The organism is Streptococcus sp. FSL R7-0248, assembly GCF_037967965.1.
In the GTDB taxonomy this organism is placed as follows: Bacteria; Bacillota; Bacilli; order Lactobacillales; family Streptococcaceae; genus Streptococcus.
On the sequence record NZ_CP150201.1, the window covers coordinates 2,125,444 to 2,151,599 of the forward strand.

Below are 26,156 nucleotides of genomic sequence, written 5' to 3' on the forward strand. Positions count from 1 at the left end.
GAAAAATCAATTTTATTGCAATCGTTTTCGTTGATTCCTCTCGTATTACCTAGATAACTTATCGATCCGTTCTTTATTAGCTCCAAGAGCTCTTTCATATTTCCCGGTTTCATTGGGTTGGAAATAATTCACACCTCTTAATTTATCCGGAAGATATTGTTGTTTGACCCACTTTTCAGGATAAGCATGGGGATACTTGTAATCTTGTGCATTGCCCAGTTCCTTGCTTCCAGCATAGTGTCCATCTCTCAAATGACGAGGAATAGGTAAATTCCCTGATTTTCTAAGGTCTGCCAAGGCAGCATCCATAGCCATATAAGCCGAATTCGACTTAGGAGATAAAGCTAAGTCAACAACTACATTGGCAATCAAAATACGCGCCTCTGGGAAACCTACTTTCTGTGCAGCTTCCAAAGCTGTAACCGTGTGAACTTGCGCATCAGGATTAGCTAAACCAATATCCTCGTACGCAATCACAGTCAAGCGTCGTGCTAGACTAGGGAGATCTCCTGCTTCAACCAAACGTGCTGCATAGTGAAGACTGGCATTAACATCAGAGCCTCGAATAGATTTTTGCAAAGCAGAAAGTACATCATAGTGTCCATCACCGTCTTTATCCATGGTGATATAGCTACGTTGTAAACTATTTTCCACTGTATCTAAAGTAATATGGCGAAGCCCATCTTCTGAAGCTGGCGTCGACATGACAGCTAAATCTAAGGAATTATAAGCCGAACGTAAATCACCATTAGTAGCCGTAGCAATAAAATCTAGAGCATCCTCATCTAACTGGACATCAAAGTCAAAGCCACGCTCCTTGTCCTCTAGAACACCTAGTATAGCTTCCTTAATATCCTCGTTAGAGAGTGGTTCCAACTCAAATATTTGTACACGACTACGGATGGCTGGTGTGACAGAAAAAAACGGATTCTCCGTTGTAGCCCCAATCATGATAATATTACCATTCTCTAAGAGTGGCAATAAAAAGTCTTGTTTAGCTTTATCCAAACGATGAATCTCATCTAGAAGCAGAACTAAGCCACCTGAAAATTTAGCCTCTTCCGCAATTTCCTGTAGGCGTTTCTTGCTATCAACAGTAGCATTAAAGGTTCTAAAAGCAAATTTTGTTGTTCCTGCAATAGCACTAGCTATTGAGGTCTTCCCGATTCCTGGTGGCCCGTAGAGAATCATTGACGACAGCATATTCGCTTCTACCATACGGCGAATAATTTTACCTTCACCAACCAAATGCTTCTGACCAATCACCTCTGAAATTGTACGTGGACGCATGCGTAGAGCAAGATTATCTGGCATCTTCTCTCCTTTTTTAACTGATTTTTTCTTATTATAATAAGCATATACTATTTTGTTATAAAAAGAAATTATAAATAGTTCTTGTCAAACCTAAATTCTTATGATAGAATGTTTTGGTATGTGGTGCTAGCACATCCGTAATAAATTCTACCTAGGAGGAAAACACGAAATGGCTAAAGTATGTTACTTTACAGGACGTAAAACTGTTTCTGGAAACAACCGTTCACACGCTATGAACAAAACTAAACGTGCCGTTAAACCTAACCTTCAAAAAGTTACTATCCTTGTTGATGGTAAACCTAAAAAAGTTTGGGCTTCAGCTCGTGCGCTTAAATCTGGTAAAGTTGAACGCGTTTAATCTTATTGGATATTAAGAGAGATGGCTTCAGTCGTCTCTTTTTTTGTTCATCGTCTTTCCCTTTTGGCTATACTTATGTTATAATAAAGAACTAACAGATAATTCTTATAGAAAGAAGGTGTCAGTATGGGATTTACAGATGAAACTGTTCGTTTCAACCTAGACGACGGTAGCAAAGATGAAATCAGTAATACTTTGACAAATGTCTACCGTTCGTTAGCTGAGAAAGGTTATAATCCTATCAACCAAATCGTCGGTTATGTTCTGAGCGGTGACCCTGCTTATGTTCCGCGTTATAATGACGCCCGTAACCAGATTCGTAAATACGAACGTGATGAAATCGTTGAAGAACTCGTTCGCTATTATCTTAAAGGAAATGGAATTGACCTCTAATGCGAGTAATGGGACTTGATGTTGGCTCAAAAACAGTAGGAGTTGCGATTAGTGATCCCCTCGGTTTTACAGCCCAAGGCGTTGAAATTATTAAAATTGACGAGGAGGCTGAAGAGTTTGGTTTCGACCGACTAGGCGAGCTCGTTAAAGAATATAAGGTAGAAAAATTTGTTGTTGGTCTTCCTAAAAATATGAATAACACTGAAGGACCACGTGTTGAGGCAAGCAAAGCCTATGGTTACAAAATCAAGGAAATCTTTGGAATTCCTGTAGATTACCAAGACGAACGCTTGACAACTGTTCAAGCCGAGCGTATGTTGGTTGAACAAGCAGATATCAGCCGTGGTAAACGTAAAAAAGTTATTGATAAATTAGCTGCCCAACTTATTCTACAAAACTACCTCGATCGAATGTTTTAAGAAAGTGTAATAGAGACCTAATAGTCAAGTGACAATCTAGTAAACTGCCAAGCAATATACTAGATTTCCTCACTATTCAGTGCTCTCTACAAAAAGGAGAACAATATGTCACACAATCACGACCACAACCATGATCATGAAGTCATCACTTTAGTAGACGAACAAGGAAATGAAACACTTTTTGAAATCTTGTTGACTATTGATGGACGCGAAGAATTTGGTAAAAACTATGTTCTTTTGGTACCAGCTGGTGCTGAAGAAGATGCTAATGGAGAAATTGAAATCCAAGCATACTCATTCACTGAAAATGAAGACGGTACTGAAGGCGACCTTCAACCAATCCCTGAAGATTCAGATGCTGAATGGGATATGATTGAAGAAGTTTTCAATAGCTTCATCGATGAAAACTAAAAAATAATCAATGCCATAGGCAAAGAAATGACTTGTTAAAAAGAGATTGGGATATTGTATCTCAGTCTCTTTTTTAGATATTTTTTTCTTAAATGTAAGAAATTAGAGGAAAATTGACTAAATGGTATTATCTGATATACTTTAAATAAGACAATTAGGGGATAAGACCCTTTTATTTATAACTATCCAAATGTCAACAAAGGAGTTTAATTGTGAGTCCATACAACGAAGACAATACTTTAGATTCAAGTGGCTACCAAGGTTATCATCGAAGCCACCATCAATCTCATATACAAGATAATCAATCCGAAAAGATTGAAGTGACAATTCAGGGACATACAGAAGAATCAAATTCGTCTCAAATAGAGAAAAAAACTAAGATTTCACTTCCATGGAAGCATAGAGGCCATATCCTGATTCTCAGTTTGATTTTGAGTATTTTTAGTATATCAGTTCCCTGCTTTACAGACTTTGCCAATAATATACAGTCTCAAAACCTTTACATTGCAAAAATGTTTGCCAATGGTAGCTTACCCTACTCTGACTTTTTTGCGACAGGCGGCTTCTTTTATTACTTACTAGTTTCTCTGGCTTTCCGTTTAGGATCAACTCTTTGGCTGATTCCTATTCAATTCCTTACCTACTATCTTTCTGGAAGTTACCTTTACAAGACTGTCATGCACATGACAAACAAGAAGGAAATTGCCACTCTAATTAGTATTATTTTCTATGTCACTAATGGAACACTTGGTTTTGGTGGTCTCTACCCTATCCAATTTGCTATGCCTTTTGTCCTAGGTGCCATCTTCTTCTTAACTCGTTACTTTGCGGGTCACAGTCGTGATGAAGCCTTTATTCTTTACGGCTTCGCTGGCACTGCGGGAGCTCTTTTTGAAGCTCGAACTCTTATTTTCTGGATATTGTCACTTGTGACAATCTTCGTTTACAACCTTGTCAACAAACACTTTGCTCGTGGTTTTTATCAAGTTCTTTGTATTATTTTTGGTAACATTCTAGTATTGTATCTATGTCTTTACTTTATCCTAAATTTACAAATTACATCGGACTATATTAACCAAGTTTTGGTTTACAACTTTACACAACTCGCTGTAGAAAAAAATGACTTTCTACTTACGTTAGCTTACCAAAGTTTTGCTGTTATAGGCTCTGGATTACTTGTTGGTGCACTGACTACAAGCAACCACCTTCTTGGCGATGCTAAAGATAAGAGCATCAAGTGGGTACTACTCCTTAGTTTTATCTTTACAGTAGTTTACAGCTTGTTCTCTCAAAGCTTTGGGCTTTACAGTATTCTCAACATCGTACCTTATGGTCTAGTCTTGACAGCACTTTCTTTAGATGATGCTATTAAAAAGAGAGCAGAGCGAACTTCTCACCGACGTCGTAATGGTAACCAGATTCACACACTTAAAGTTTTTGGTATCTTCCTTAGTCGTAATTACTTCTTACCTATTGCAGTCTTTGCATTTGCTTTCGCGATGCCAATCATTATATTCCTATTTAATTTAGGAAATAATACTGAACGTAGTACTGTTGCAAATTACCTCGCTAAAAATACTAAGAAGGATGAAACTATCTACGTTTACGATTCATCAGCAAAAATTTATTTGGAAAGCGGTCGTAAAGCAGCCTCACAATTTGTTCTTCCAGAACTTAACACAGCTAAATCTAGTCATCAGAAAGCTCTCTCAGATACTATTATCCAAGATTCAGCACAATATATCGTTGTCCAACAAGATACACAACTACCTTCTGATGTTAAATCTACACTTTCAAAAAACTATAAAAAAGCCCCTGTAAAAGGCGTTGAACGATACACTGTTTACGTCCTAAAATAGGTCAAAAAATCAATATATAGTGGTTGAGATAAAAATATACCACAATATATTGATTTTTTTTTGCCTAGTGCTATAATTAGTAGCGAGGTGATTTTTAGATGATTACATTAGAAAAAGAAAAGGTTACAATCAACCCTGATATCAAAGTCATCAAACGTGATGGTCGTATGGTTGTCTTTGATTCAAGTAAAATATATGAGGCTATCCTAAAAGCAAGTGAAGCTATTACACCTATCACACCCTTGATTGAAGCAAAGTTGGAGGGAATTGCCAACCGTATTGTTGCTGAAATCAATGACCGCTTCACTCAAAATATCAAAATATATGAAATCCAAAGCATAGTAGAGCACGAGTTACTCGAAGCTAACGAATATGCTATCGCTCAAGAATATATCAACTATCGTACCAAACGTGATTTTGAGCGTTCTCAGGCTACTGACATCAATTTCACCATTAGTAAACTTGTTAATAAAGACCAGGCTGTTGTTCACGAAAATGCTAATAAAGATAGCGATCTTTACAATACGCAACGTGATTTAACCGCAGGAATTGTCGGAAAATCTGTAGGACTTAAGATGCTTCCTCCACACGTAGCAAATGCTCATCAAAAGGGAGATATCCATTTCCACGATTTAGACTACAGCCCTTACACACCTATGACCAACTGTTGTTTGATTGACTTCAAAGGCATGTTGGCAAATGGTTTTAAAATTGGTAACGCTGAAGTTGAAAGTCCTAAATCCATTCAAACTGCAACAGCACAAATTTCACAAATCATCGCAAATGTTGCCTCTAGTCAATATGGTGGCTGTACTGCAGACCGTATCGATGAGTTTTTAGCTCCTTACGCAGAACTTAACTACAAAAAACACTTAGCTGATGCTAAAGAGTGGGTAGCTGAAGAAAAACGTGAAGACTATGCACGCGCCAAAACGCGTAAAGATATCTACGATGCTATGCAATCTCTTGAATACGAGATTAATACGCTTTTCACTTCGAATGGACAAACTCCCTTTACCTCCCTCGGTTTCGGTTTAGGGACAAACTGGTTTGAGCGTGAAATCCAAAAGGCTATCCTACAAGTTCGTATTTTAGGACTTGGCTCCGAGCACCGTACAGCCATTTTCCCTAAACTCATTTTTACCTTAAAACGTGGACTTAACTTAGAGCCTAGCTCACCTAACTACGATATTAAGCAACTAGCTCTTGAATGTGCAACAAAGCGTATGTATCCAGATGTCTTGTCATATGACAAAATCGTTGAATTGACAGGTTCCTTTAAGGCTCCTATGGGATGTCGTTCCTTCCTCCAGGGGTGGAAGGATGAAAATGGTGTTGAAGTTAATTCTGGACGAATGAATCTGGGTGTTGTAACCCTTAATCTTCCTCGAATTGCCCTAGAATCTAAGGGAGACCAAGATAAATTTTGGGAAATTTTTGAAGAAAGAATGGGAATTGCCAAAGATGCACTCGTCTACCGAGTTGAACGTGTCAAAGAAGCTACACCTGCTAATGCACCTATTCTTTATCAGTACGGGGCCTTTGGCCAACGTCTAGGTAAATTCGATAATGTAGATCAACTCTTCAAACATCGTCGTGCAACTGTATCACTTGGTTATATTGGGCTTTATGAAGTAGCATCCGTTTTTTATGGTAGTGACTGGGAGACTAATCCAGAAGCCAAAGCATTCACGTTAGATATCGTTAAATCTATGAAAAATGCTTGTGAAAGTTGGTCTGACGAATATGATTATCATTTCTCTGTTTATTCAACACCATCAGAGAGTTTGACGGATCGTTTCTGTCGTTTGGATACTGAAAAGTTCGGTGTCGTGACTGATATCACAGATAAAGAGTATTACACCAACTCTTTCCACTACGATGTTCGTAAAAATCCAACACCATTTGAAAAATTAGAATTCGAAAAAGCTTACCCCGAAGCTGGCGCAACTGGTGGATTCATCCATTACTGCGAATATCCAGTTCTCCAGCAAAATCCAAAGGCACTCGAAGCTGTCTGGGACTTTGCTTATGACCGTGTCGGTTACCTCGGAACGAATACTCCAATTGATAAATGCTACAAGTGTGACTTTGAAGGGGACTTCACCCCAACAGAACGTGGATTCATGTGTCCTAACTGTGGCAACACAGATCCTAAAACAGTTGATGTTGTCAAACGTACTTGCGGCTATCTAGGAAATCCACAGGCACGCCCAATGGTTAAAGGACGCCACAAAGAAATCTCTGCTCGAGTCAAACACATGAACGGTTCAACCATAAAATATGAAGGTAAACACCTTTAATAAGACCTAGAATACATTATAATAAACTAGAAGCAGCTGGATGATACCTTCCAACTGCTTTGCTTATTTCATTTTTAGAAAGGAATATTATGGGAAAATATCAATTAGATTATAAAGGTATGCAACAAGTGGAACGTCACCACGAAAAAAATGCAACCATCAAAAATGATAAAAAAGCACGTGTCCAAGCCCTTTTGAAAAAAGCTGGAAAGAAGAAGTAATATGATTTTACGCCGTCCAAGTCAAACAGATAAAGAAGCTATCTTAGAGATGATGGCTGAATTTGAAAGGGAGCAAGCTGCTCATGATGGTGGATTTTGGAACGCCAACAATTTTGTTTATGAAGAGTGGCTAGAAGAAAATCTTCAAGCGGAAGCGGGACTCAATATTCCTGAAAACTGGGTTCCTGCTATCCAGCTGGTTAGTTTTGACGAAGCAGGCCAGGCTCTTGGCTTTCTCAACCTTCGTCTCCGATTAAATGACTACTTACTAGAAAAAGGGGGCCATATCGGCTACTCCATCCGTCCATCTGAAAGAGGTAAGGGCTATGCTAAAGAGGCCCTACGACAAGGTTTACAAGTTGCTAAGGAAAAGAATATCAAACGAGCTCTAGTAACTTGTAGCACAGAAAATCCTGCTAGCCGAGCTGTTATATTGGCCAACGGTGGTCAGTTGGAGGACATTCGCCATGAAACTGAGCGCTATTGGATAGATTTGGAGTAGAATCATGACATGGAATACACCAAAACCACAGGAATGGAAGTCTGAAGAACTTAGCCAAGGACGCATTATTGACTACAAAGCTTTTAACTTCGTTGATGGTGAAGGCGTACGTAACTCCCTTTACGTCTCTGGTTGCATGTTTCATTGCGAGGGATGCTATAACGCTGCTACCTGGTCATTTAAGGCAGGAATTCCCTATACTAAAGAACTTGAAGAACAAATCATGAGGGATCTAGCTCAACCTTACGTACAAGGTCTCACGCTACTTGGTGGTGAACCCTTCCTAAACACAGGAATTCTCATTCCCTTAGTCAAACGCATTCGTAAGGAACTCCCAGAAAAAGATATCTGGTCTTGGACTGGGTATACTTGGGAGGAGTTGATGCTTGAAACCCCTGATAAACTAGAACTTCTTCAACTCGTTGATATTCTCGTTGACGGCCGCTTTGACATCACTAAAAAGAATCTTATGCTCCAGTTTCGAGGATCATCTAATCAACGTATTATTGATGTCAAAAAATCTCTTGATCAAGGAGCAGTCATTATTTGGGACAAGCTAAATGACGGTCAAACGAACTATGAACAAGTCGATCGTAAAGATATGCTATAAGAAAAAGTCTGAGTTGATAACTCAGACTTTTTTAAACGATTTTAACAAAAACTAGCTCATTGTTAGAGGATAAATCCTCACGATAGTTAAAGTCATCAAAAGACAATTTTCGTAAAGCATTAATCGTTTGACAATTCTCCTCCATAACAGCTGTCAAAAAAGCCCCTCTTGCCTTTTTGGAGATCGTAGAGTGAGTCTTAAGAACTCCATTGCGGTCTTCCATAAAGCTAACCGTGAATAACTGCTTACGAAGAGTTGGACTAAAAACATCCTCAAATTCACTTGAAAGTAAAGAAAAAACTGGAGCTTGACTCTCCTCTAGAAATTGGTCATATTCAGCACGCCAATAGTTTTTTAAGGACTGACCATTAACCTTGATCTTCGTATGAAAGTCATGACGATGTTCTTGAATCGGGTAAAAAGCGGGAATGATTCCATAAAAAGAAGATGTGATGAATACTTGTTGGCCTAAGAAATCTTTTTCATATGTGGATAAGTCACTACGTTTGATGTGACGATACATCAGTCCATTAAAAAGCTCGACAGCCGGATAGTTCTTCGCTTCTCCAGACAAAATCGCAGCCCAGCGCTGCTTCTCTTTCTCAGCCTGCTCAGGCTTTATTTTATAAGCTGTGGACAATTCATCTGTGGATAATTTTGCCATTTCAGTTAGGATAGCCGCACTCTTTTCAGATAATTTTTGAGACGGAACTTCCTTACTGGCCTTCATTTCTTTTGCGGTTGGAATTAAAAATCTAATCATACTGATATTGTAAAGTCAAGCAAGCATTTCGTCAAGAATTCTATCCAACAAAAAAGAAGCTAACGTTCGTCAACTTTCTTTTTTTGTTAGTCATCTAAATCAACAAAACGACCTAGAATATGTACATTTTCTGCAATGGAGACAAAGGCTTTAGGGTCTGCTTTTCTCATATAATGCTTGAAGTCAGTATACTCTTCACGCGTAATAATCGCCAATAATACGGCTTTCTTTTCGTGATTATATGTTCCTTCCGCATCATTAATCAACGTTACTCCACGGTGGAGTTTCTTCTGGATCATTCGTACAACTGGATCTGGATTACTTGTAACAATCATAGCCTGCATTTTCTTTTGTTTAGTGAAAATCGCATCCGTTACTCGACTAGAAACAAAAATCGTAACCATTGAATAGAGAGCGTATTTCCAACCAAAAAGAATGCCCGCAAAAACCATGATAATCCCATTGACAATCAAGGAGATATTACCAACATCACGGCCTGTTTTCTTACGAATAGTGAGGCTAACGATATCCGTCCCTCCGCTAGAGATACGAGATTTTAAACCGAAACCAATCCCTGTTCCCATGACCAAACCACCAAAGATAGCATTGATCAAAGGATCCTCTGTCAAGGTTACATGTGGCATCACCTGAATAAAAAGGGAACTCATCGTTACTGTAATGAAGGTAAAGATAGTAAATTTATGGCCAATCTTATACCAAGCCAAAATCAAGAGAGGGATATTAATCGCGTAGAAAGTCAATGATACTGGTATCTCAAAGCCCAAAGTTCTAACACTCAATGCCGATAAAACCTGTGCCAAACCTGTCGCTCCACTGGAGTAAACATGTCCAGGTTGAAAAAAGAAATTAACGGCGATTGACGATAAGAGCCCATAAAGTAAAGACGCTGAGACTTTTTCAGTATACTTTTCACGGGAAATACTACGAACAGCCTGCAAAACGCCCATTCTCTTCGCAGACTTTTTCGCTACAAATTTAACATGTTTATGAAGAGGTGCTTTATTCATTTTCTAAATCTACATGAAGGGCAAGTTCTTCCAACTGTTTATCAGCCACAAGACTTGGAGCCTGAGTCATAGGATCTGATGCCTTATTATTTTTAGGGAAGGCAATCACTTCACGGATATTATCTTTACCTGCAAGAAGCATAACAAAACGGTCAAGACCGATAGCCAAACCACCATGTGGTGGGAAACCATAGTCCATAGCTTCAAGAAGGAATCCAAATTGCTCGTAGGCTGATTCTTCAGAGAAGCCAAGGGCTTTCAACATACGTTCCTGTAGGTCTTTATGATTGATACGTAGACTACCGCCACCAAGCTCATAACCATTCAAGACAATATCATAAGCCACAGCACGAACCTTGGAAAGATCACCTTCAAGCTCTGCTACAGAATCTTCTGTTGGCAAAGTAAATGGGTGGTGAGCAGACATATAGCGTCCTTCTTCTTCAGACCACTCAAACATTGGCCAATCGACAACCCAAAGGAAGTTGAACTTAGTATTGTCAATCATGTCAAGTTCTTTAGCAATCTGATTACGCAAAGCACCAAGTGTGTTATTAGCGATTTCAAGAGTATCTGCTACAAAAAGAACTAGATCATTCTCTTCAAGGTGTAAAGCATCTGTCAACTTTTCTTCAATACTTGTCAAGAATTTAGCAACTGGACCAGCTAGAGCTCCGTCAGTCATCTTAACCCAAGCAAGACCTTTAGCGCCAAATTGTTTGGCAAACTCTGTCAACTTGTCAATGCTTTTACGTGAGTATTTGTCTGCATTTCCTTTGACAACAATTGCCTTAACAGCTGGTGCCTCAGCAAACACTTTGAAGTCTACCCCCTTGACAACCTCTGTCAAGTCTTGTAAAAGCATGTCAAAGCGTGTATCTGGCTTGTCAGAACCATAGTTATTCATGGCATCATCATAAGACATACGTGGAAATGGTAGTGTAACTTCAATACCTTTAGTTTCTTTCATAACTTTAGCAATCAATCCTTCAGTAATATCTTGGATTTCTTGCTCATTAAGGAATGAGGTTTCCAAGTCAACTTGTGTAAACTCAGGTTGACGATCTCCACGCAAATCTTCATCACGGAAACACTTAACAATTTGATAGTAACGGTCAAAACCAGCATTCATTAATAATTGTTTAGTGATTTGGGGACTTTGCGGAAGAGCATAAAAGTGGCCTTGGCTAACACGGCTTGGAACCAAGTAATCACGAGCACCTTCTGGTGTAGATTTTGTCAACATTGGTGTTTCAACATCGATAAATTCCAAGTCATCAAGATAATTACGGATGGCGTGAGTTACCTTTGCACGGAGCTTAAAGTTTTCCAACATCTCTGGACGACGAAGATCCAAGTAGCGGTAACGCATACGTGTATCATCACTAGCCTCAACACCATCTTTGATTTCAAATGGTGTTGTTTTGGCAGTATTAAGGACTTTAAGGTCTTCAACTTTAAGTTCGACAGCACCTGTAGGCAAGTTATCATTAGCTTGTTCACGCGCTTCAACAGTTCCTGTTACTTCAATAACAAATTCGCTACGCAAGCTCTCAGCTGTTTCAACCACAGTTGCATCCGCATTCTCAGGGTTAACAACCAACTGCATCAAACCTTCACGGTCACGAAGATCGATGAAAATCAAACCTCCAAGGTTACGACGGCGAGATACCCAACCTTTCAAAGTAATAGTAGTTCCGATGTGTTCACTACGAACACGTCCGGCATACATAGAACGTTCCATAAATACACTTCTTTCGTTAATTTTTTAGTCTTAACTATTATAGCAAAAAGCCCATCAAAACCCCACCCATTTCAGGTTAGAATTTTAATAGACTTTCTTTTTTATCAAACTATTTGCCAAATTGTTTCAACAAATCACTAGTATCCACGTAATCTTCAGCAAACTCTTCAAAATCTTCAAAACGATAATCAGCTGTTTCTAAGTCAAGTAAACTATTCCAGCGGAAACCGTAAACATCTTCAATGATAACACTAAGTTCATCAGTTTCCTCGTCTACCTGCCATCCCAAATAACGTTCCTGAGTTTCAAAACTCAAGACTACATCTTGACAATCTTGACGCCAAACTTGACCAAGTAATTGCTGACACATCGCATGATTACTTGCAGGCTCATCATTAAACCAAGTAATTTCATGCTTATCAAGAAAAGCAATCAACTGCCAAAACTGTTGTTGGAAACGAATAGGCATACTACGATCAAAAGCCAAACTAAACTTTTCACTCCGTTTGAGCATATCAACTATACTAATCATATGCCCCCTACTTTTCTAACTGTTTGAGGACTGCTGCAAAGTTCTTAGTTAGCTCTTCGAAACTTACAGTAACTTCCTCACGAGTAGCATTATTTTTGACATTAACTTGACCTGACTCTACTTCACTCTCACCTAATGTGATAACAGTCTTGGCCTTGAAGGTATCTGCTGACTTGAATTGTGCCTTAATCTTCCGTCCAAGGTAATCACGTTCAGCTTTAAATCCTTGATAGCGGATAGCTTGAACTAACTCAAGAGCTTTACCATTAGCACCTGAACCAAGTACTGCAATGTAAACATCTAGACTTTCTTCCACCGGAAGTTCAATACCTTGTTTATCAAGAACCAAAAGCAAGCGTTCTAAACCAAGTCCAAAACCAAAACCAGCTGTTTCTGGACCACCGAAGTATTCAACCAAACTATCGTAACGACCGCCCGCACAGATTGTTAATTCAGACTTATCAATAGTGGTAATAAATTCAAAAATCGTGTGGTTGTAGTAATCAAGACCACGTACCATATTAGTATCAATCACATAAGGAATGTTAAGACTATCGAGCATGGCACGCACTTCGTCAAAGTGCGCTTGACTTTCGTCATCTAAATAATCAAGAATAGAGGGTGCATTTTCAACTGCAACCTTATCTTCTTTTTCTTTTGAATCGAGTACTCGCAAAGGATTTTCATCCAAACGGCGTTGACTATCTTTTGATAAAGTATCACGCATTGGTGTCAAGTAGTCAATCAAGGCCTGACGATAAGCCAGACGACTCTCAGTATTTCCAAGGCTATTCAAATGAAGGGTAACTTCCTTGATGCCAAGCGTATTAAAGAGTTGGTAGGCCATAGCAATGGTTTCAACATCTGTGGCTGGATTTTTTGATCCAAAGCACTCTACACCAAGTTGGTGGAACTCACGCAAGCGTCCTGCTTGAGGACGTTCATAACGGAACATTGATCCAATATAATAAACTTTAACGGGTTTTTGAACCTCTGGCGCAAAGAGTTTATTTTCTACATAAGAGCGTACAACCGGTGCTGTTCCTTCTGGACGAAGTGTAATATGACGGTCTCCCTTATCATGAAAATCGTACATTTCCTTAGTAACGATGTCAGTTGTATCACCTACTGAACGTGAAATGACCTCGTAATGTTCAAACATAGGTGTACGAATTTCACCATAATTGTATTTCTTAAATGTTTCACGTGCAACATTTTCTACGTACTGCCATTTAGCACTATCAGCAGGTAAAATATCCTGCGTTCCCTTAGGTTTTTGAAGTTTCATAATGATGATACAGGTCTCAAATAGACCTGCCCTCCTTTTCCGTTATTACAGATATAATCACTCTATTCTATCATAATTTACATAGCTTTTGGGAAATGGTAGAGGTTTTTTCAACGTAAGAAAGAAACAGACCTCTCGGCCTGCCACAATCATTAATCTTCTTTATAAAGAACGAAGGTCACAATAAAAGAGACTACAACAGAAATTACGAGACCTCCAATAGCTGTGTAAAAATATTTAAGTGTATCTTCACCGATATAGGCTGCAATCGTCAAGAGACCTGGGGAAGCACCTGCAAAATTTCTCGCACCTAAAATACCAAGGAAGAAGCCACCTACTCCCCCTGCAACAATAGATCCTATGAGAGCAGCTTTATTTTGCAAAGTTACCCCATAAAGAGCCGGTTCCGTAATCCCACAAATTGCAGTAATTCCAGCAGATGAAGCCAGAGCTTTTTTATTGGTATCCTTAGTTTTTAAAGCAATAGCAAGGGTTACTCCCCCCTGAGCCACATTCGAAGCCAAAGCACCTGGACCTAAAATCAAAAGTGTTACGATTGCAGTAATTAAGGTCGTAATCATAGGAACCAAGAAAAACTTCACAGCCTTTGGTGAAATTTTAATCGCAAAGCGCTCCACGTAACTCATAAACCAAACTGCCAAAATAACAGGGATAACCGTTGATGAGTAAGAAGTTAATGTAAGAGGAATACTAAAGAAAGAGACGCCATGACCTGATTCCTTGGCAGTTGTCACAATCTGAGTAAAAGTTGGGTGTAATAAAATAGCACCAATCAACATCCCCAATTGAGCATTCGTCTTAAACTGTCGAGCTGCTGAGGCACCTAAAAATACAGGTAAGAAATAAAATCCAGCATCGCCAATAAAATTAAGAACTTGATAGTTAACATCATCTACAGCTACTACCTTAAAGACAACCCAAAAGGACAAAACAGCCTTGATCATCCCTGCTGCTGTAATTACTGGTAAGATTGGGGTGAAAATCCCAGAAATAAGGGCTAAAAAGCTTTGAAGAGGAGTTCTATCTTGTTTTTCCGATGATTCCTTAGATACTTCATCTAGATCCAATAACCCTTCCAAAGCGCGGTATATATTTGGTACATCACTCCCAACAACAACTTGATACTGGCCACCACCTCTTTATAATTCATGACACTTCCTTTCTATATTCATAAAAAGAGAGAACAAGCTGAGCCTGTCCTCTGCATTTTTTCTATTATGACCAAACTTTATCAGTAATTGTTTTAATCAATTGCAATTTATTCCACTCATCTTGCTCAGTCAAGATATTACCTTCTTCAGTTGAGGCAAAACCACATTGAGTTGAGATACCAAGGTTCTTAAGTGGTACAAGCTCAGCCGCTTCATGAATACGAGCGATGACAGCATCTACATCTTCCAAAGCTGGATCCTTAGAAGTAATCACACCAAGCACCAATTCAACATGATCACGGTTATTCCAAATCGTTGGAAGTGGTGCAAAGCTACCTGAACGCGCATCATCGTATTCCAAGAAGAAGATATCATAGTTCAATTGACCAAGATATTTAGCTACTGAATCATAGCCACCTTCAAAAAGATAAGTTGACTTAAAGTTCCCACGACAAATATGAGTAGCCAAAGTCAAATCTTCTGGAAGACCTTCCAAGGCTTTATTGATAGTGTACACATCATCCTCAGCAATTTTTGCCAACTCAGCTGTTTTCTCAGGATTATTTTTTTCATTCTCAAACTGTTGAATCAAATAACCCCAAGTCGTATCATCCAACTGTACATAACGTGCACCCAAATCGTAGAAATGTTGGATGGTATCATGGTAAGCTTTAGCCAAATCATCAAGGAAATCTGTCCATGAATCATAGTAATCTGCATAAAGATCACTACGGTGGTCACGGTTAATGATGAGTGATGGACTTGGAATAGTTACTTTTGGAGTAATTCCTTCAGGAGTCACTGATTTAAGATATTCAAAGTCACGATAGAAAGGATGATTAGGATTTTCAGCAATTTTACCATTGATACGAACGTTAGTTGTACGTGTCTTAGCTCCATGGAATTTATATGAATCCTCTTGTTGGTAAGCTTCAAAACCAGTTAGGTTCCATAGGAAGTCAAGGTGCCACCAAGAACGACCAAATTCACCATCAGAAACGACTTGAAGACCATTTTCTACTTCATGATGAACCAATTCCTTAACCAATTCATCTTGTACTTTCAACAATTCATCTTGCGAAATCTCACCATTGGCAAATTTTTCACGTGCTTCTTTTAAAGCTTGTGGACGAAGGTAAGAACCAACATGATCAAAATGATAATGAACTTTACTCATAGTTATTTACTCCTTTTATGCTTTCACTTAATGTAATAATAAGCCTATTCTAGCACTTGCTGTTATAGCTGTGAAATATATATTTGTTATCATACGATATAGTTTTTAACTATATATTTTATTGACAAGTTTTTTTGTCAAGCAACTTTACTTTACAAAAAAGATATGTTATTCTGTTATAGTTGATTTAAAATCAAGAACATAAATATTAATTCGGAGGAAATAAAGAAATGGCAGTACCTGCACGTCACACTTCAAAAGCGAAGAAAAACAAACGTCGTACACACTACAAATTGACTGCTCCATCAGTACAATTTGACGAAACAACTGGAGATTACTCACGTTCACACCGTGTATCACTTAAAGGATACTACAAAGGACGTAAAATCGCTAAAGCTAACGCAACTAAATAATAGAAGGGAGATACCATGCGCGTAAATATTACACTTGAACACAAAGAATCTGGTGAACGCTTGTACCTTACTTCAAAAAACAAACGTAACACTCCAGACCGTCTTCAATTGAAAAAATACTCACCAAAATTGCGTAAACACGTAATCTTTACTGAAGTGAAATAGGGATTCACTACACGTCAATAGATGTGAGAAACCTTGATTTAAAGCGATTTTTGAAATTCTAAATTTCACTACATTGCAATATAAATCAACCGAATCACTACCTTTTTCACTACCTTTTTTGAAATAAAAATAATGATTCGGATATTTAAAAGAAGAGGAACTTTAGTGTGAAGCTCCTCTTTTTGTTATTTGTTTTTTTACTTACAAATAGTAACATTTGGTTTGGAAAGTATGGGTTTCATTTGGGCTAAAAACAGCGTAGCATCAGCATCAAGCACTCACAGAATTCTATCTCTTTTTTCAAAAAAAACTGATTGAGTTTGATTGAATAGGGGAAAATAAAAAGTTAGCTTTCAATTAGTCTAAAATAGCATAGTATCAGACACTTGCAGAATTCTATCTGTATTTTATTTTCAATACAACATGTAGGTTCATAACTATCTAGGAAGCCTGCATCAGGCAGAATTTTACAATGATATGCTACTGTATCAAGATCAAATCCATCAATATTTAAGTTATATAGTACTATTGATCTATACTTTGTCTCAATCTTAAATAAAATCAATCGACGTAAGTTTAATATTTGCTGTTATAATAGACATTTCTTCATTTTTCCGTTATAACAGACACTGGCATGCTCTTGTAATATTATTTTGGTATAATTAAAATTATAGAAGGAGGCAAAGATTATGAGAAAATTAGTAGGTATATTACTGCTTTCATTATCAATAATTACTTTAATTGCTTGCTCAAAAAACAACCACCAATCTTTAGATGGTGAGTATTATTGGATCTCAAGTGAAAGAAACGAGTTGGTGTTTACTATTAAAGGAGATAACGCTTCCATAGAGCATGGAGAAGCCGATAGTTTTATCATTAACAAAAAAAGAATACGATCGAATTAACTGGACAAAATATTACGAGTCGATCAGAAGATTATTCATTTAAAGATGGGGTCTTTTCTGTTGATATTAGCGGAGTTAAGCACGACTACTATCTTAAAGGTAGCGAAGCATATAAAAACGCTCTAAAACAATATGGATATAAATAACATTATTCACACCTATTGACAATTTGTCAGTAGAGTAGTATAATTTATAAGCAGGAGGAATAAAATGCGAGATGTAAAAGATCCGGAAATTCGACGGGCTGAGATTATGGACGCTGCTATGCTCCTCTTTATGGAGAAAGGATATGCGAACACAACAACTCAGGATATAGTCGATAAGGTAAATATATCACGAGGTTTGCTATACTATCACTTTAAGAATAAAGAAGATATTCTGTATTGTCTCGTGGAACGTTATTCAGAGAAATTATTGAGTGATATTCACGTGATTGTCTATGATGATGACAAAACTGCTATTGAAAAAATAAGAACCTTTATAGATGCCACAATAATCTCTACAGATAACGTTTCAGCGGAAGGAACTGAGTTACAAAAGACGGTTGATCTTGAAGAAAATCGTTATATGTTAGATAAGTTATCTCATAAGCTCATTGAAAAACTGACTATATATTTTGAGAGGATAATAAATCAAGGCATCTCAGAAAAAGTATTTTCTGTAAAATATCCATCAGAAACAGCAGAATTTCTGATGACAGCCTATGTTTTTGTTTCAAATAACATAGGTATAAAAACTTCAAAGAAAGAAACTGCCAAAGATTACTTGAATGCATTTAAGATAATGCTGGAACAAAATCTAAATACAAAAGGACTCTTTAGCAATTAAAAAAAGATAGAATGTTTGTAAAGAGAACTATGTACCGATAGCTAAATCAAAACAAGCTATCGGTATTATTTCAAAATATGACTGACAAATTGTCAATAGAGGTGAAAATATGTTAGAGATAAAGAATTTTAGTAAAAGTTATGGGGACAAGAAGGTTGTGGATAACCTATCTATTTCAGTACAGCCTGGAGATATTTATGGTTTTATTGGAGCAAATGGTGCAGGCAAAACGACAACGATAAAGGCAGTTGTCGGTATCCATGATTTTGAAGACGGAAGTATAATTATCAACGGTCATTCTATTAAAGAAGAACCTGTTATTTGTAAAAAAATGATGGCGTATATCCCAGATAATCCAGATTTGTATGAACATATGACAGGACTTCAATATATTAATTTTATTGCTGACTTGTTTGAAATTCCTACAAAAATACGCAAGGAGAGAATACAAAAATACGGTGATTTATTTGATATGACTGATCATCTTTCGGGGATTATTTCTTCATATTCACATGGAATGAAGCAACGAACAGCCATTATTTCTGCACTTGTACATTCTCCCAAACTGTTGATTTTAGATGAACCTTTTGTTGGGCTAGATCCCAAAGCAACTTTCCTACTAAAGAAAATTATGCATGAGTGTGTTTCAGATGGAGGTGCTATTTTCTTTTCAACCCATGTATTGGATGTTGCGGAAAAATTATGTAATAAGATTGCCATTATCAAAAATGGAAAGTTAATTGCAAGTGGCAATACAGGAGACGTCAAAGGTGATGAATCATTGGAGGCATTTTTCATGGAGGTGCAGAACAATGAGTAACATTTGGATACTGCTTAAAGCGCAATTGATTAATTTCTTTCCTATTAACGAGATTAGAGATTCACGAAATAAAAAACAAAGTTCAATGGCTATTGCGAGTTTTGGCATAATAACTCTTTCCTTATTTTGCTTTGTTTATAATATAATAACAGCGAAAACATTGGTACACGTCGGACAGCAGAACTTGATTCCAGCATATATGGTATCTGTCTCAAGTTTTTCAATATTATTTTTGACAGTATTTTATTCGAATGGCATTTTATTTGGCAGTCGAGATATGGAAATTCTCCAATCCTTACCTGTTAAAAGTTCGTATATTATCACCAGCAAGTTCATGTTTATGTACTTATTGAATTTTTTAATAGGCTTGATGTTTATGCTTCCGGGTGGAATTATATGGGGCTTGAACGGAAGTTTAAACATCCTACAGATTATATTGTATTTTACTTCTATAATTTTTGCCCCTTTGATCCCCATGTGTATAGCGGCATGCATGGGACTCGTTATTGTTGTCGCTTCATCTTTTTTTAAAAGAAAAAATGTTATCTCTCTTATTTTTTCATTTGCGATGCTAGGTATAATTGGATATTTTGCATTATCAGCTTTGCAATCAGGTGATAAAAGTAGTATTGGGGTTACTCTGGCTAAGCAAATTACTGGACTGTATCCAATTTCTAGACTATTTATGTCATACTACAATTTTCCAATGTACTATGGGATGGGATTTTATATAGTTCTTTCAATAGTCGTCTTTTATCTATTTGTCAAAATTGCTTCGTTGAAGTATGGACTACTTAATACACTTGCCAATACAAAATCAAGTTATGCTAATGACAAAGTATCTTATGAAAGAAAATCGGTATTTTTTTCCTTGTATCAAAAAGAGCTTGGACGATTTTTAAGTTCTTATATGGCAGTCTTGAATGCTGGGCTTGGAGTGATTCTTTTATGTGTCTTTAGTATATGTTTCCTGTTTAATTCTGTCGGTCAAATAGGAAATTCAGCAGGAATTGAAAATATAAATGAGTATCTTTCAAACTTAGCTCCCGTCTTTATTGCATCTATGCTTTCACTCAGTTGTCCAGCAGCTTCATCTATATCTTTAGAAGGTAAAAATATTTGGATTTTGAAAAGTTCTCCAGTTGAAGTGAAAACGATTTTAAATGCTAAGATAGCTGTCAACCTTACACTTCATTTGATTGGATATATGATTTCTGTATCTGTATTTATGCTGAAACTTGATATGAGTCCTATTCAAGTTATGAATCTAGTTATTGTTCCTATATGTTACTCCCTTTTTATAATGGTAATCGGAATTTCATTAAATAAAAAATATCCCAACTATGATTGGGACAGTGAGATGATAGTTGTCAAACAAAGTCTTCCTGTTATTGTAACTGGAATTATTAGTATGATTACGCTTATTACGCCTATTTTGCTTAATTGGTTTTTTAATCTTCCAATTATATTTGTTTTGCAAGCAGTATCAGTAATTTTACTGGCTATTTCGTTTAGAGTTTATATAAAAATGACCAAGTTAAATTTTATCTAGTTAAAGGAGGAAAATAAGATGAAAAATAGACTGTTAAAAGATATTTTGGTTTTGTTGGGAATGATGGTCATCATAGTCATTATTTGTGGGTTTCTCCCTGAGAAAGTTCCTATTCATTTCAATGCAAAAGGAGTAGCAGATATGTTTGCAAATAAATACTATCTTCTACTAGCTACAGTCATCCCTTATTCTGCATATTGGAAGTTTGTTAGGGAAAGTGATAATAAAAAGATTAAATGAAACACCATCTATTTTTACAAATTGCATCAAAATTAAGAACGAAGATTTTAAGAGGTGATTATGCACCTGAACAACAAATTCCTTCAATAAGGAGATTAGCAGAAAACGAGAAGTGTAATCCGGCAACTGTCCAAAAAGCAATGAAAGTTCTCGAAGAACAGAATTTGGTTACTAGCTGTGGAACATTAGGATATTTTGTCATAGCAAGCGAGCAAGAAATAAAAGAGATAAGATATCAAGAATCTAACAAGCTAGTTAAAATTTTGTTTGAAAAACTTGGTGAGCTAGGCTTTTCAGAAGATGAGATTGTCAATTTATTTTTTAGAAAAGATGCTTAGAAGAAGTTGAATGGAAATTTATTAGGATTATTTGTGAAAGTATAGAAAAGCCTTGATTTTAAGGCTTTTTTCATTTTCCAATAAAGAACTTGACATTATTAGTTACTTCCACTTCTTCAAGTAATCCTGAGGAATAGACGACAACTTTAAAATCAAATAAGCTAAAAACGCTCTAAAACAGTATGGATATAAATAACATCACTCACACCTATTTTACCGAATAGGTGTATTTTAGTGCATTTCAGATAATTTATCTATTTTAGAATTATCAACTTGTACCAAATGGTTTATATTTCTTACCAAATATTTAATTAAGATATCATATAGTACATTATTGTATAATTAATCCATAAATAATTTAAAAGAAGAAAATATAAGAAGAGCCATTTGGCATATCAAAAGACATCTCGACGAATTATTGAATTCTAAAAATGAAGAAGATAGAGAATATTGTACTTTTCATCTTCAATCTAGCATTGAATGTTTAGAACGAGTGATGAACAATAAAAAAACCTAGCTATATTTAGATAGGGAGGAAGTGTTTCCAACCATTTTATATAACCTGGTTGGAAACACTTCTATTTGAATAAGTTTCAAAATGTGCTTAAAATCAATGTTTTCCCACGTTTTCAGAAATAACATTTTCATCTAATTTGAATAACTTTTAGTTGAATGGTGTGAATTTTATCCTAAAAATATGCAAATTGAGCTAGATTTTACCAAAAAGTTCACACCATTGGTTCAATTATTTTTTGTTACGTACGTTTTTCTTAGATGATAGACTTCCTAATTTATTTCTTATAGCATTTGAGCAAACCTCCGTTAAAGGTTCTCCTATTGCCTCCTTGTAATTAAATCCTAATAATTGCATAGTCTTTAAAGTATCCTTATTAAGTAAAGCAACCAATTGTTTCATTGAATCTTCTTTCCCATCTTCAACATTAGTAAATGAAGATAGAAGAGAAATGACCCGTTCTAAAGTGTTGTGCAAATACTCAATATCTTTATCATCAATATGTACTTTTTCATATTCTTCTTTATATGCCTGAGCAATTCTGATTGCCTGTTCTCGTTCCGAAAGTAACTCATTTACAATTTCATCATAAGTATTTCGTAATTTATCAGCATTACGTTCTTCCTTTAATGATTGAATTTTACTATTCACTAGTGTTGTTGTTCCTTTAAATGTTAGAGTTCCCAACTCAATCCCTGCTTTTACTAAAGCTTCTGTAATATATGGCTCCATGCTATACCTCTGTTATTTCTTTTTATGATAAAATTATTTTATCATAAATTCATACTTTAATAACAGTCTCTATCCTTTAGGTGAAAATACCGATTTTATGGTATAATAAGGATAACTCTATATAAGGAGGTGTGCCATGACTCTTGATGTAAATAAAGAAGAATTAACAATTTTAGGGATTCCCTTTGATAACTTTTCGGATTTTGATACTGTCTGGTATGCTATTGGGTCATCAATGATTGAAAATTATGAACCTACTGTTCAAGATGTGATTGATTTAAAAACTTATGTTATCAACAGACGAAAGGAATTGAATATTGGTTAAAAATCAATACGAAGGATATGAGTACATTGATCCCAATCACCAATATACCTATCCAAATTCTACAGTCTTAATCAACAAACAAAATATTACAAATATTGAAGAAGCCTACCGGAATGAGCATTTATTCGTTACTAGAAGGCTTGCAGACTTGCGCTTGAAAGTCATTGAAGTCTATTCCATTAGTGATATTTTAGCCATTCATAAATATTTATTTCAAGATGTCTATGCTTGGGCGGGACAATTTCGCAAGGTGAATATCTCAAAAAATGGGAATCCTTTTATGTCAATACAATCTTTCAGTACTGCCCAAGCATATATAAACCGCCTTATTCATACCTATTATCAAACTGCTAATTCAAAAGATGAGATTATTAAACAATTAGCAAAAATTCTTGATAATCTTAATTATTTCCATCCCTTTCGAGAAGGGAATGGACGAACTCAACGAGAAGTTATTCGTTCCTTAGCACTATCAAAAGGTTATTCTGCACAAATACGCGTGGAACAAGATGATGAAGTTTACAATCTTTATATGGATGGGACAGTCTATGGGGACTTAGGAAAGTTAGAAGAACTACTTGGTAAAATACTGGAAAAATTGTAAATTAATCTACAAAAACACTTGTATATTTTTTAAATATCCTAAATATCACAGAAAATTATAACTTACTCAAAACTTAAAGACAAAAAGCTTCTGAAATCTAACGTTTCAGAAGCTTTCTTCTTATCATAAAACGACTGCAACTATTAATCGATACCACATTATCGATATTTATTAAAATAATTAATGTTTAAGTAGTGGTCCGCTAAGATGAAATTCAAAATTTGTAACATCAACTAAACCAACAACTTTGTCACTTTGATATAATTCCATCAAAAATTGTGCCATCTCTTCACTTGTGTGATATTTAGCAAAATGCTCATCATAATCATATTCTTTAGAATCTGTAGCAACTTGACCGAATTCCGTTTTTGTGGCAGCTGGAGCTAAAACCTTAGCTTTTAATTGATGTTGATTTGCCTCTAGTTCCAACGCCAAGCCTTCTGTAAAAGCACTGACATAAAATTTACTTGCACAGTATGTAACTGCATTTGGAACCATCATATATCCGCCTCTAGATGATAAGTTAATCAATTGAGCGCCTTTACAATCTTTATAATCTCTCACATATAGAGTTGATAGAATTGTTAAAGCTTCAATGTTTAAATGGATTAATGTTATTATCTTTTCTAAATCTTGAGATTCAACCTTATCATAATTTCCAAAACCAGCATTATTTATTAGAGTAGTAATGTGATATTTTTTCAAGCTTTCATAAAGATCAAAAACATTACTGGACTTCGATAAATCAACAACTTTAATAACAACATCTAAATCCGGATAATGGTTCAAAATCTCTTGCTTCAATTTTTCTAGTCGTTCTTGACGCCGAGCAATTAAAATAAGATTCGTTCCTAATTTTGCAAATTGTCTTGCTGTCTCCGCTCCTATACCAGCACTGGCTCCAGTAATACAAGTATAATTCTTCGTTTGTTCCATACTATTTTCTCCTTTACAGATTGCTATTTGCATTTTTTATAAGAGTCGCTGCTCCCATCAAGGTTCTTGACAGCCTTATCACTAAGCCCCTTTGGAGCTCTCTATTCCTTCAAACCAATTTTTCGTCTATATGGTATTACCTCCTCTCCTAGCTTTATATCAAATTCCTTTGATGCTATGTATTTTACATAGTAAAGTGCACTTTATGTCAAGAGAAAACTGAAAATTTCTTGATTTTTTAAAAATTATGCTAAAATAATAAAAAAAGGGGGGGAAAATATTATGGCTCACTATTCTATTGGAGAATTTGCTAAAAAAACTGGACTTTCTATTTCCACACTTCGATACTATGAGCAAGAAAAATTGATTTACTCACACAGAGAAGAAAATAATCGTAGATACTATGATGACTCTGATATAGCGTGGACTCAATTCATTATTAGATTAAAAAAGACGGGAATGTCTATTAAAAATATGCAAGAATACGCTGACCTAAGATATAAAGGAGACTCCACAATTCCTCAACGACTTAGACTACTATTTTTTCAACTTGATGAACTTCATAAGCAACAAACTGAAATTAACCAACATATTGATTTTCTTGAAAAGAAAATTAAAACTTATTTAGGTATTAATCCTAATTAGCACCATTATTATTTTCTTTATCCAAAAAAGGCATTGAAAACAAAATTTCAATCCCTTCAGAACGAAGACAAACGTTATTTTTGGCGTTTGTTTTTTTGTATTTTCAAAAATATTTTGTTTCATCATTTGATATTCTATCCAAAAACCGGATTTAGAACAAAATAAAAATAGATAGCAAATATCCCTTTTTATTACTACAATTTAAAGAAAAATAATTCTTCTTATTAACAACTATTGTAGAAAGAATTTCTTTAAATCAAAAAACTATGGTTCAACTATTTTAATTAAATAATACTTTTATATATTTTAACTTTATGTTTAAAAGATTCTATTCCACCTTCAAGATAATCAACAATATCACTGTTCAACAGGTAAGAAATTCCCTACAATAATCCCTACAATTCTAGGATCTTCATCATACGAAAGAAAAATATCTTTATAGTTTGGATTGATAGAAACCAGTCTTAAGCCATGCTCCTCTCGATAAACTCGTTTAATATAAGTCTGGCTATTGCAGACTACGGCATAAACTGCTCCATCATAATCAAATCCTGTCTCACGAATGAGAGCCACAGAGCCATTTTGATATTTGGGTTCCATTGAGTCACCAGAAATCCATGAGGCGAAATCGTGGGCTAGTTCTTCATCAAAATAGACAGTATCATAGTTTTGAACGTTATACACTGATGAACCAATACCGGCAGACATTTTTTCGTAAACATGGTACTCATACAGTTTTTCTGATATTGAAACAACGTTTTTACATTTTTCTTTTTGAACTAAGCTTCTGACATAATTAAGTGCTTGATCTTTATCTTCGTCTGATAAGGTATTATATAGTCGGACAATTTCAAGCTCTGTAAAATAACCTTTTGATACTTTTAGAATATGCTCCAAAAGCTTTACTTTTTCTCTAGATGGTTGTTTTACTCCACGCTCCCATGCGGAATAGGCTTGATAGCTGACTCCCAACTGATCAGCAATATCTTTTTGGGTCATTTTTAGCTCTTTTCTACGAGCTTTAAGTTTTTCTGGTTGATACATA

General features: G+C 36.0%; 31 protein-coding genes. 20 read left to right on the forward strand and 11 right to left on the reverse strand.

Annotated features, from left to right (window positions below):
* Positions 1-45: 45 nt before the first annotated feature.
* The gene (locus tag NYE32_RS09920) at positions 46-1,314 is read right to left on the reverse strand and encodes a replication-associated recombination protein A (RefSeq protein WP_002885641.1); all 1,269 of its coding nucleotides are present in this window, start codon (positions 1,312-1,314) and stop codon (positions 46-48) included.
* 169 nt (positions 1,315-1,483) lie between these two features.
* Between NYE32_RS09920 and rpmB the strand changes: the two genes are divergently transcribed.
* From rpmB to nrdG, 9 genes are all read left to right on the forward strand, one after another.
* Positions 1,484-1,672 (forward strand): 50S ribosomal protein L28, encoded by a 189-nt coding sequence (rpmB, locus tag NYE32_RS09925; protein WP_002885786.1) that lies wholly within the window; start codon positions 1,484-1,486, stop codon positions 1,670-1,672.
* Between the two features lie 126 nt (positions 1,673-1,798).
* A complete protein-coding gene (locus tag NYE32_RS09930; RefSeq protein ID WP_002885737.1) occupies positions 1,799-2,065 on the forward strand; it encodes an IreB family regulatory phosphoprotein in 267 nt (88 codons plus the stop codon).
* Positions 2,065-2,484, forward strand: coding sequence for a Holliday junction resolvase RuvX (gene ruvX, locus NYE32_RS09935; RefSeq protein ID WP_022496180.1), 420 nt, complete (start codon positions 2,065-2,067; stop codon positions 2,482-2,484). Before NYE32_RS09930 ends, ruvX begins: the two co-directional genes overlap by 1 nt.
* A gap of 105 nt (positions 2,485-2,589) precedes the next feature.
* The gene (locus NYE32_RS09940) at positions 2,590-2,895 is read left to right on the forward strand and encodes a DUF1292 domain-containing protein (RefSeq protein ID WP_002887079.1); all 306 of its coding nucleotides are present in this window, start codon (positions 2,590-2,592) and stop codon (positions 2,893-2,895) included.
* A 212-nt stretch (positions 2,896-3,107) separates the two neighbouring features.
* A complete protein-coding gene (locus tag NYE32_RS09945; RefSeq protein WP_038676894.1) occupies positions 3,108-4,754 on the forward strand; it encodes a hypothetical protein in 1,647 nt (548 codons plus the stop codon).
* 98 nt (positions 4,755-4,852) lie between these two features.
* Entirely contained in the window at positions 4,853-7,057 is a 2,205-nt protein-coding gene (gene nrdD, locus NYE32_RS09950; protein ID WP_002885751.1) for an anaerobic ribonucleoside-triphosphate reductase, read from the forward strand.
* 89 nt (positions 7,058-7,146) lie between these two features.
* A complete protein-coding gene (locus tag NYE32_RS09955) occupies positions 7,147-7,278 on the forward strand; it encodes a hypothetical protein (protein WP_110980785.1) in 132 nt (43 codons plus the stop codon).
* A 1-nt stretch (position 7,279) separates the two neighbouring features.
* Entirely contained in the window at positions 7,280-7,780 is a 501-nt protein-coding gene (locus NYE32_RS09960; RefSeq protein ID WP_110980784.1) for a GNAT family N-acetyltransferase, read from the forward strand.
* Between the two features lie 4 nt (positions 7,781-7,784).
* On the forward strand, positions 7,785-8,390 hold the full coding sequence (gene nrdG, locus NYE32_RS09965; RefSeq protein ID WP_073689283.1) for an anaerobic ribonucleoside-triphosphate reductase activating protein: 606 nt from the start codon (positions 7,785-7,787) through the stop codon (positions 8,388-8,390).
* Positions 8,391-8,421: 31 nt separating this feature from the next.
* Here nrdG and yaaA read toward each other — a convergent pair whose 3' ends face one another.
* From yaaA to NYE32_RS10000, 7 genes are all read right to left on the reverse strand, one after another.
* Complete coding sequence (yaaA, locus tag NYE32_RS09970; RefSeq protein WP_073689282.1) at positions 8,422-9,153, reverse strand: peroxide stress protein YaaA; 732 nt, start codon at positions 9,151-9,153, stop codon at positions 8,422-8,424.
* A gap of 86 nt (positions 9,154-9,239) precedes the next feature.
* Positions 9,240-10,181, reverse strand: a complete 942-nt coding sequence (locus NYE32_RS09975) for a YitT family protein (protein ID WP_002892117.1) — start codon at positions 10,179-10,181, stop codon at positions 9,240-9,242.
* Positions 10,174-11,925: an aspartate--tRNA ligase gene (gene aspS / locus NYE32_RS09980; RefSeq protein ID WP_073689281.1), complete on the reverse strand. Its 1,752-nt coding sequence runs from the start codon at positions 11,923-11,925 to the stop codon at positions 10,174-10,176. The genes NYE32_RS09975 and aspS overlap by 8 nt, the downstream gene beginning before the upstream one ends.
* Positions 11,926-12,034: 109 nt before the next feature.
* Positions 12,035-12,457 (reverse strand): hypothetical protein, encoded by a 423-nt coding sequence (locus tag NYE32_RS09985; protein WP_064523598.1) that lies wholly within the window; start codon positions 12,455-12,457, stop codon positions 12,035-12,037.
* A gap of 7 nt (positions 12,458-12,464) precedes the next feature.
* Positions 12,465-13,745 (reverse strand): histidine--tRNA ligase, encoded by a 1,281-nt coding sequence (gene hisS, locus NYE32_RS09990; RefSeq protein ID WP_070576093.1) that lies wholly within the window; start codon positions 13,743-13,745, stop codon positions 12,465-12,467.
* 152 nt (positions 13,746-13,897) lie between these two features.
* Entirely contained in the window at positions 13,898-14,833 is a 936-nt protein-coding gene (locus NYE32_RS09995) for a PTS transporter subunit EIIC (protein ID WP_339157017.1), read from the reverse strand.
* Between the two features lie 148 nt (positions 14,834-14,981).
* Positions 14,982-16,094: a vitamin B12 independent methionine synthase gene (locus NYE32_RS10000; protein ID WP_049529086.1), complete on the reverse strand. Its 1,113-nt coding sequence runs from the start codon at positions 16,092-16,094 to the stop codon at positions 14,982-14,984.
* 230 nt (positions 16,095-16,324) lie between these two features.
* Here NYE32_RS10000 and rpmF point away from each other — a divergent pair, with 230 nt between their 5' ends.
* From rpmF to NYE32_RS10040, 8 genes are all read left to right on the forward strand, one after another.
* A complete protein-coding gene (gene rpmF, locus NYE32_RS10005) occupies positions 16,325-16,507 on the forward strand; it encodes a 50S ribosomal protein L32 (protein WP_002892130.1) in 183 nt (60 codons plus the stop codon).
* A gap of 15 nt (positions 16,508-16,522) precedes the next feature.
* Positions 16,523-16,672, forward strand: coding sequence for a 50S ribosomal protein L33 (rpmG, locus tag NYE32_RS10010; protein WP_002262412.1), 150 nt, complete (start codon positions 16,523-16,525; stop codon positions 16,670-16,672).
* Positions 16,673-17,361: 689 nt separating this feature from the next.
* A complete protein-coding gene (locus tag NYE32_RS10015; RefSeq protein WP_339157018.1) occupies positions 17,362-17,577 on the forward strand; it encodes a hypothetical protein in 216 nt (71 codons plus the stop codon).
* 210 nt (positions 17,578-17,787) lie between these two features.
* Positions 17,788-18,405: a TetR/AcrR family transcriptional regulator gene (locus NYE32_RS10020; protein ID WP_081509354.1), complete on the forward strand. Its 618-nt coding sequence runs from the start codon at positions 17,788-17,790 to the stop codon at positions 18,403-18,405.
* A gap of 109 nt (positions 18,406-18,514) precedes the next feature.
* Positions 18,515-19,225, forward strand: a complete 711-nt coding sequence (locus NYE32_RS10025) for an ABC transporter ATP-binding protein (protein WP_002890485.1) — start codon at positions 18,515-18,517, stop codon at positions 19,223-19,225.
* Positions 19,218-20,777, forward strand: a complete 1,560-nt coding sequence (locus NYE32_RS10030) for a hypothetical protein (RefSeq protein WP_164376141.1) — start codon at positions 19,218-19,220, stop codon at positions 20,775-20,777. The genes NYE32_RS10025 and NYE32_RS10030 overlap by 8 nt, the downstream gene beginning before the upstream one ends.
* Before the next feature lie 18 nt (positions 20,778-20,795).
* Positions 20,796-21,017 (forward strand): DUF1648 domain-containing protein, encoded by a 222-nt coding sequence (locus NYE32_RS10035; RefSeq protein ID WP_002890487.1) that lies wholly within the window; start codon positions 20,796-20,798, stop codon positions 21,015-21,017.
* Entirely contained in the window at positions 21,014-21,355 is a 342-nt protein-coding gene (locus NYE32_RS10040) for a GntR family transcriptional regulator (RefSeq protein ID WP_339157019.1), read from the forward strand. Before NYE32_RS10035 ends, NYE32_RS10040 begins: the two co-directional genes overlap by 4 nt.
* Positions 21,356-22,100: 745 nt before the next feature.
* Here the strand turns inward: NYE32_RS10040 and NYE32_RS10045 are convergent.
* Complete coding sequence (locus NYE32_RS10045; RefSeq protein WP_070659555.1) at positions 22,101-22,601, reverse strand: hypothetical protein; 501 nt, start codon at positions 22,599-22,601, stop codon at positions 22,101-22,103.
* Positions 22,602-22,737: 136 nt separating this feature from the next.
* Here NYE32_RS10045 and NYE32_RS10050 point away from each other — a divergent pair, with 136 nt between their 5' ends.
* Both NYE32_RS10050 and NYE32_RS10055 read left to right on the forward strand, forming a co-directional pair.
* The gene (locus NYE32_RS10050; protein ID WP_014713950.1) at positions 22,738-22,926 is read left to right on the forward strand and encodes a hypothetical protein; all 189 of its coding nucleotides are present in this window, start codon (positions 22,738-22,740) and stop codon (positions 22,924-22,926) included.
* Complete coding sequence (locus tag NYE32_RS10055; RefSeq protein ID WP_339157020.1) at positions 22,919-23,530, forward strand: Fic family protein; 612 nt, start codon at positions 22,919-22,921, stop codon at positions 23,528-23,530. The genes NYE32_RS10050 and NYE32_RS10055 overlap by 8 nt, the downstream gene beginning before the upstream one ends.
* 180 nt (positions 23,531-23,710) lie before the next feature.
* Here NYE32_RS10055 and NYE32_RS10060 read toward each other — a convergent pair whose 3' ends face one another.
* Positions 23,711-24,466, reverse strand: a complete 756-nt coding sequence (locus NYE32_RS10060; RefSeq protein WP_081509348.1) for an SDR family NAD(P)-dependent oxidoreductase — start codon at positions 24,464-24,466, stop codon at positions 23,711-23,713.
* A 282-nt stretch (positions 24,467-24,748) separates the two neighbouring features.
* Between NYE32_RS10060 and NYE32_RS10065 the strand changes: the two genes are divergently transcribed.
* Positions 24,749-25,111 carry a MerR family transcriptional regulator gene (locus NYE32_RS10065; protein WP_002888280.1) on the forward strand — a complete coding sequence of 121 codons (363 nt, stop codon included), beginning with the start codon at positions 24,749-24,751 and terminating at the stop codon, positions 25,109-25,111.
* Positions 25,112-25,468: 357 nt separating this feature from the next.
* On the opposite strand, the gene NYE32_RS10070 is transcribed toward NYE32_RS10065, so the two are convergent.
* Complete coding sequence (locus NYE32_RS10070; RefSeq protein WP_339157021.1) at positions 25,469-26,155, reverse strand: XRE family transcriptional regulator; 687 nt, start codon at positions 26,153-26,155, stop codon at positions 25,469-25,471.
* Between the last annotated feature and the right edge of the window lies 1 nt (position 26,156).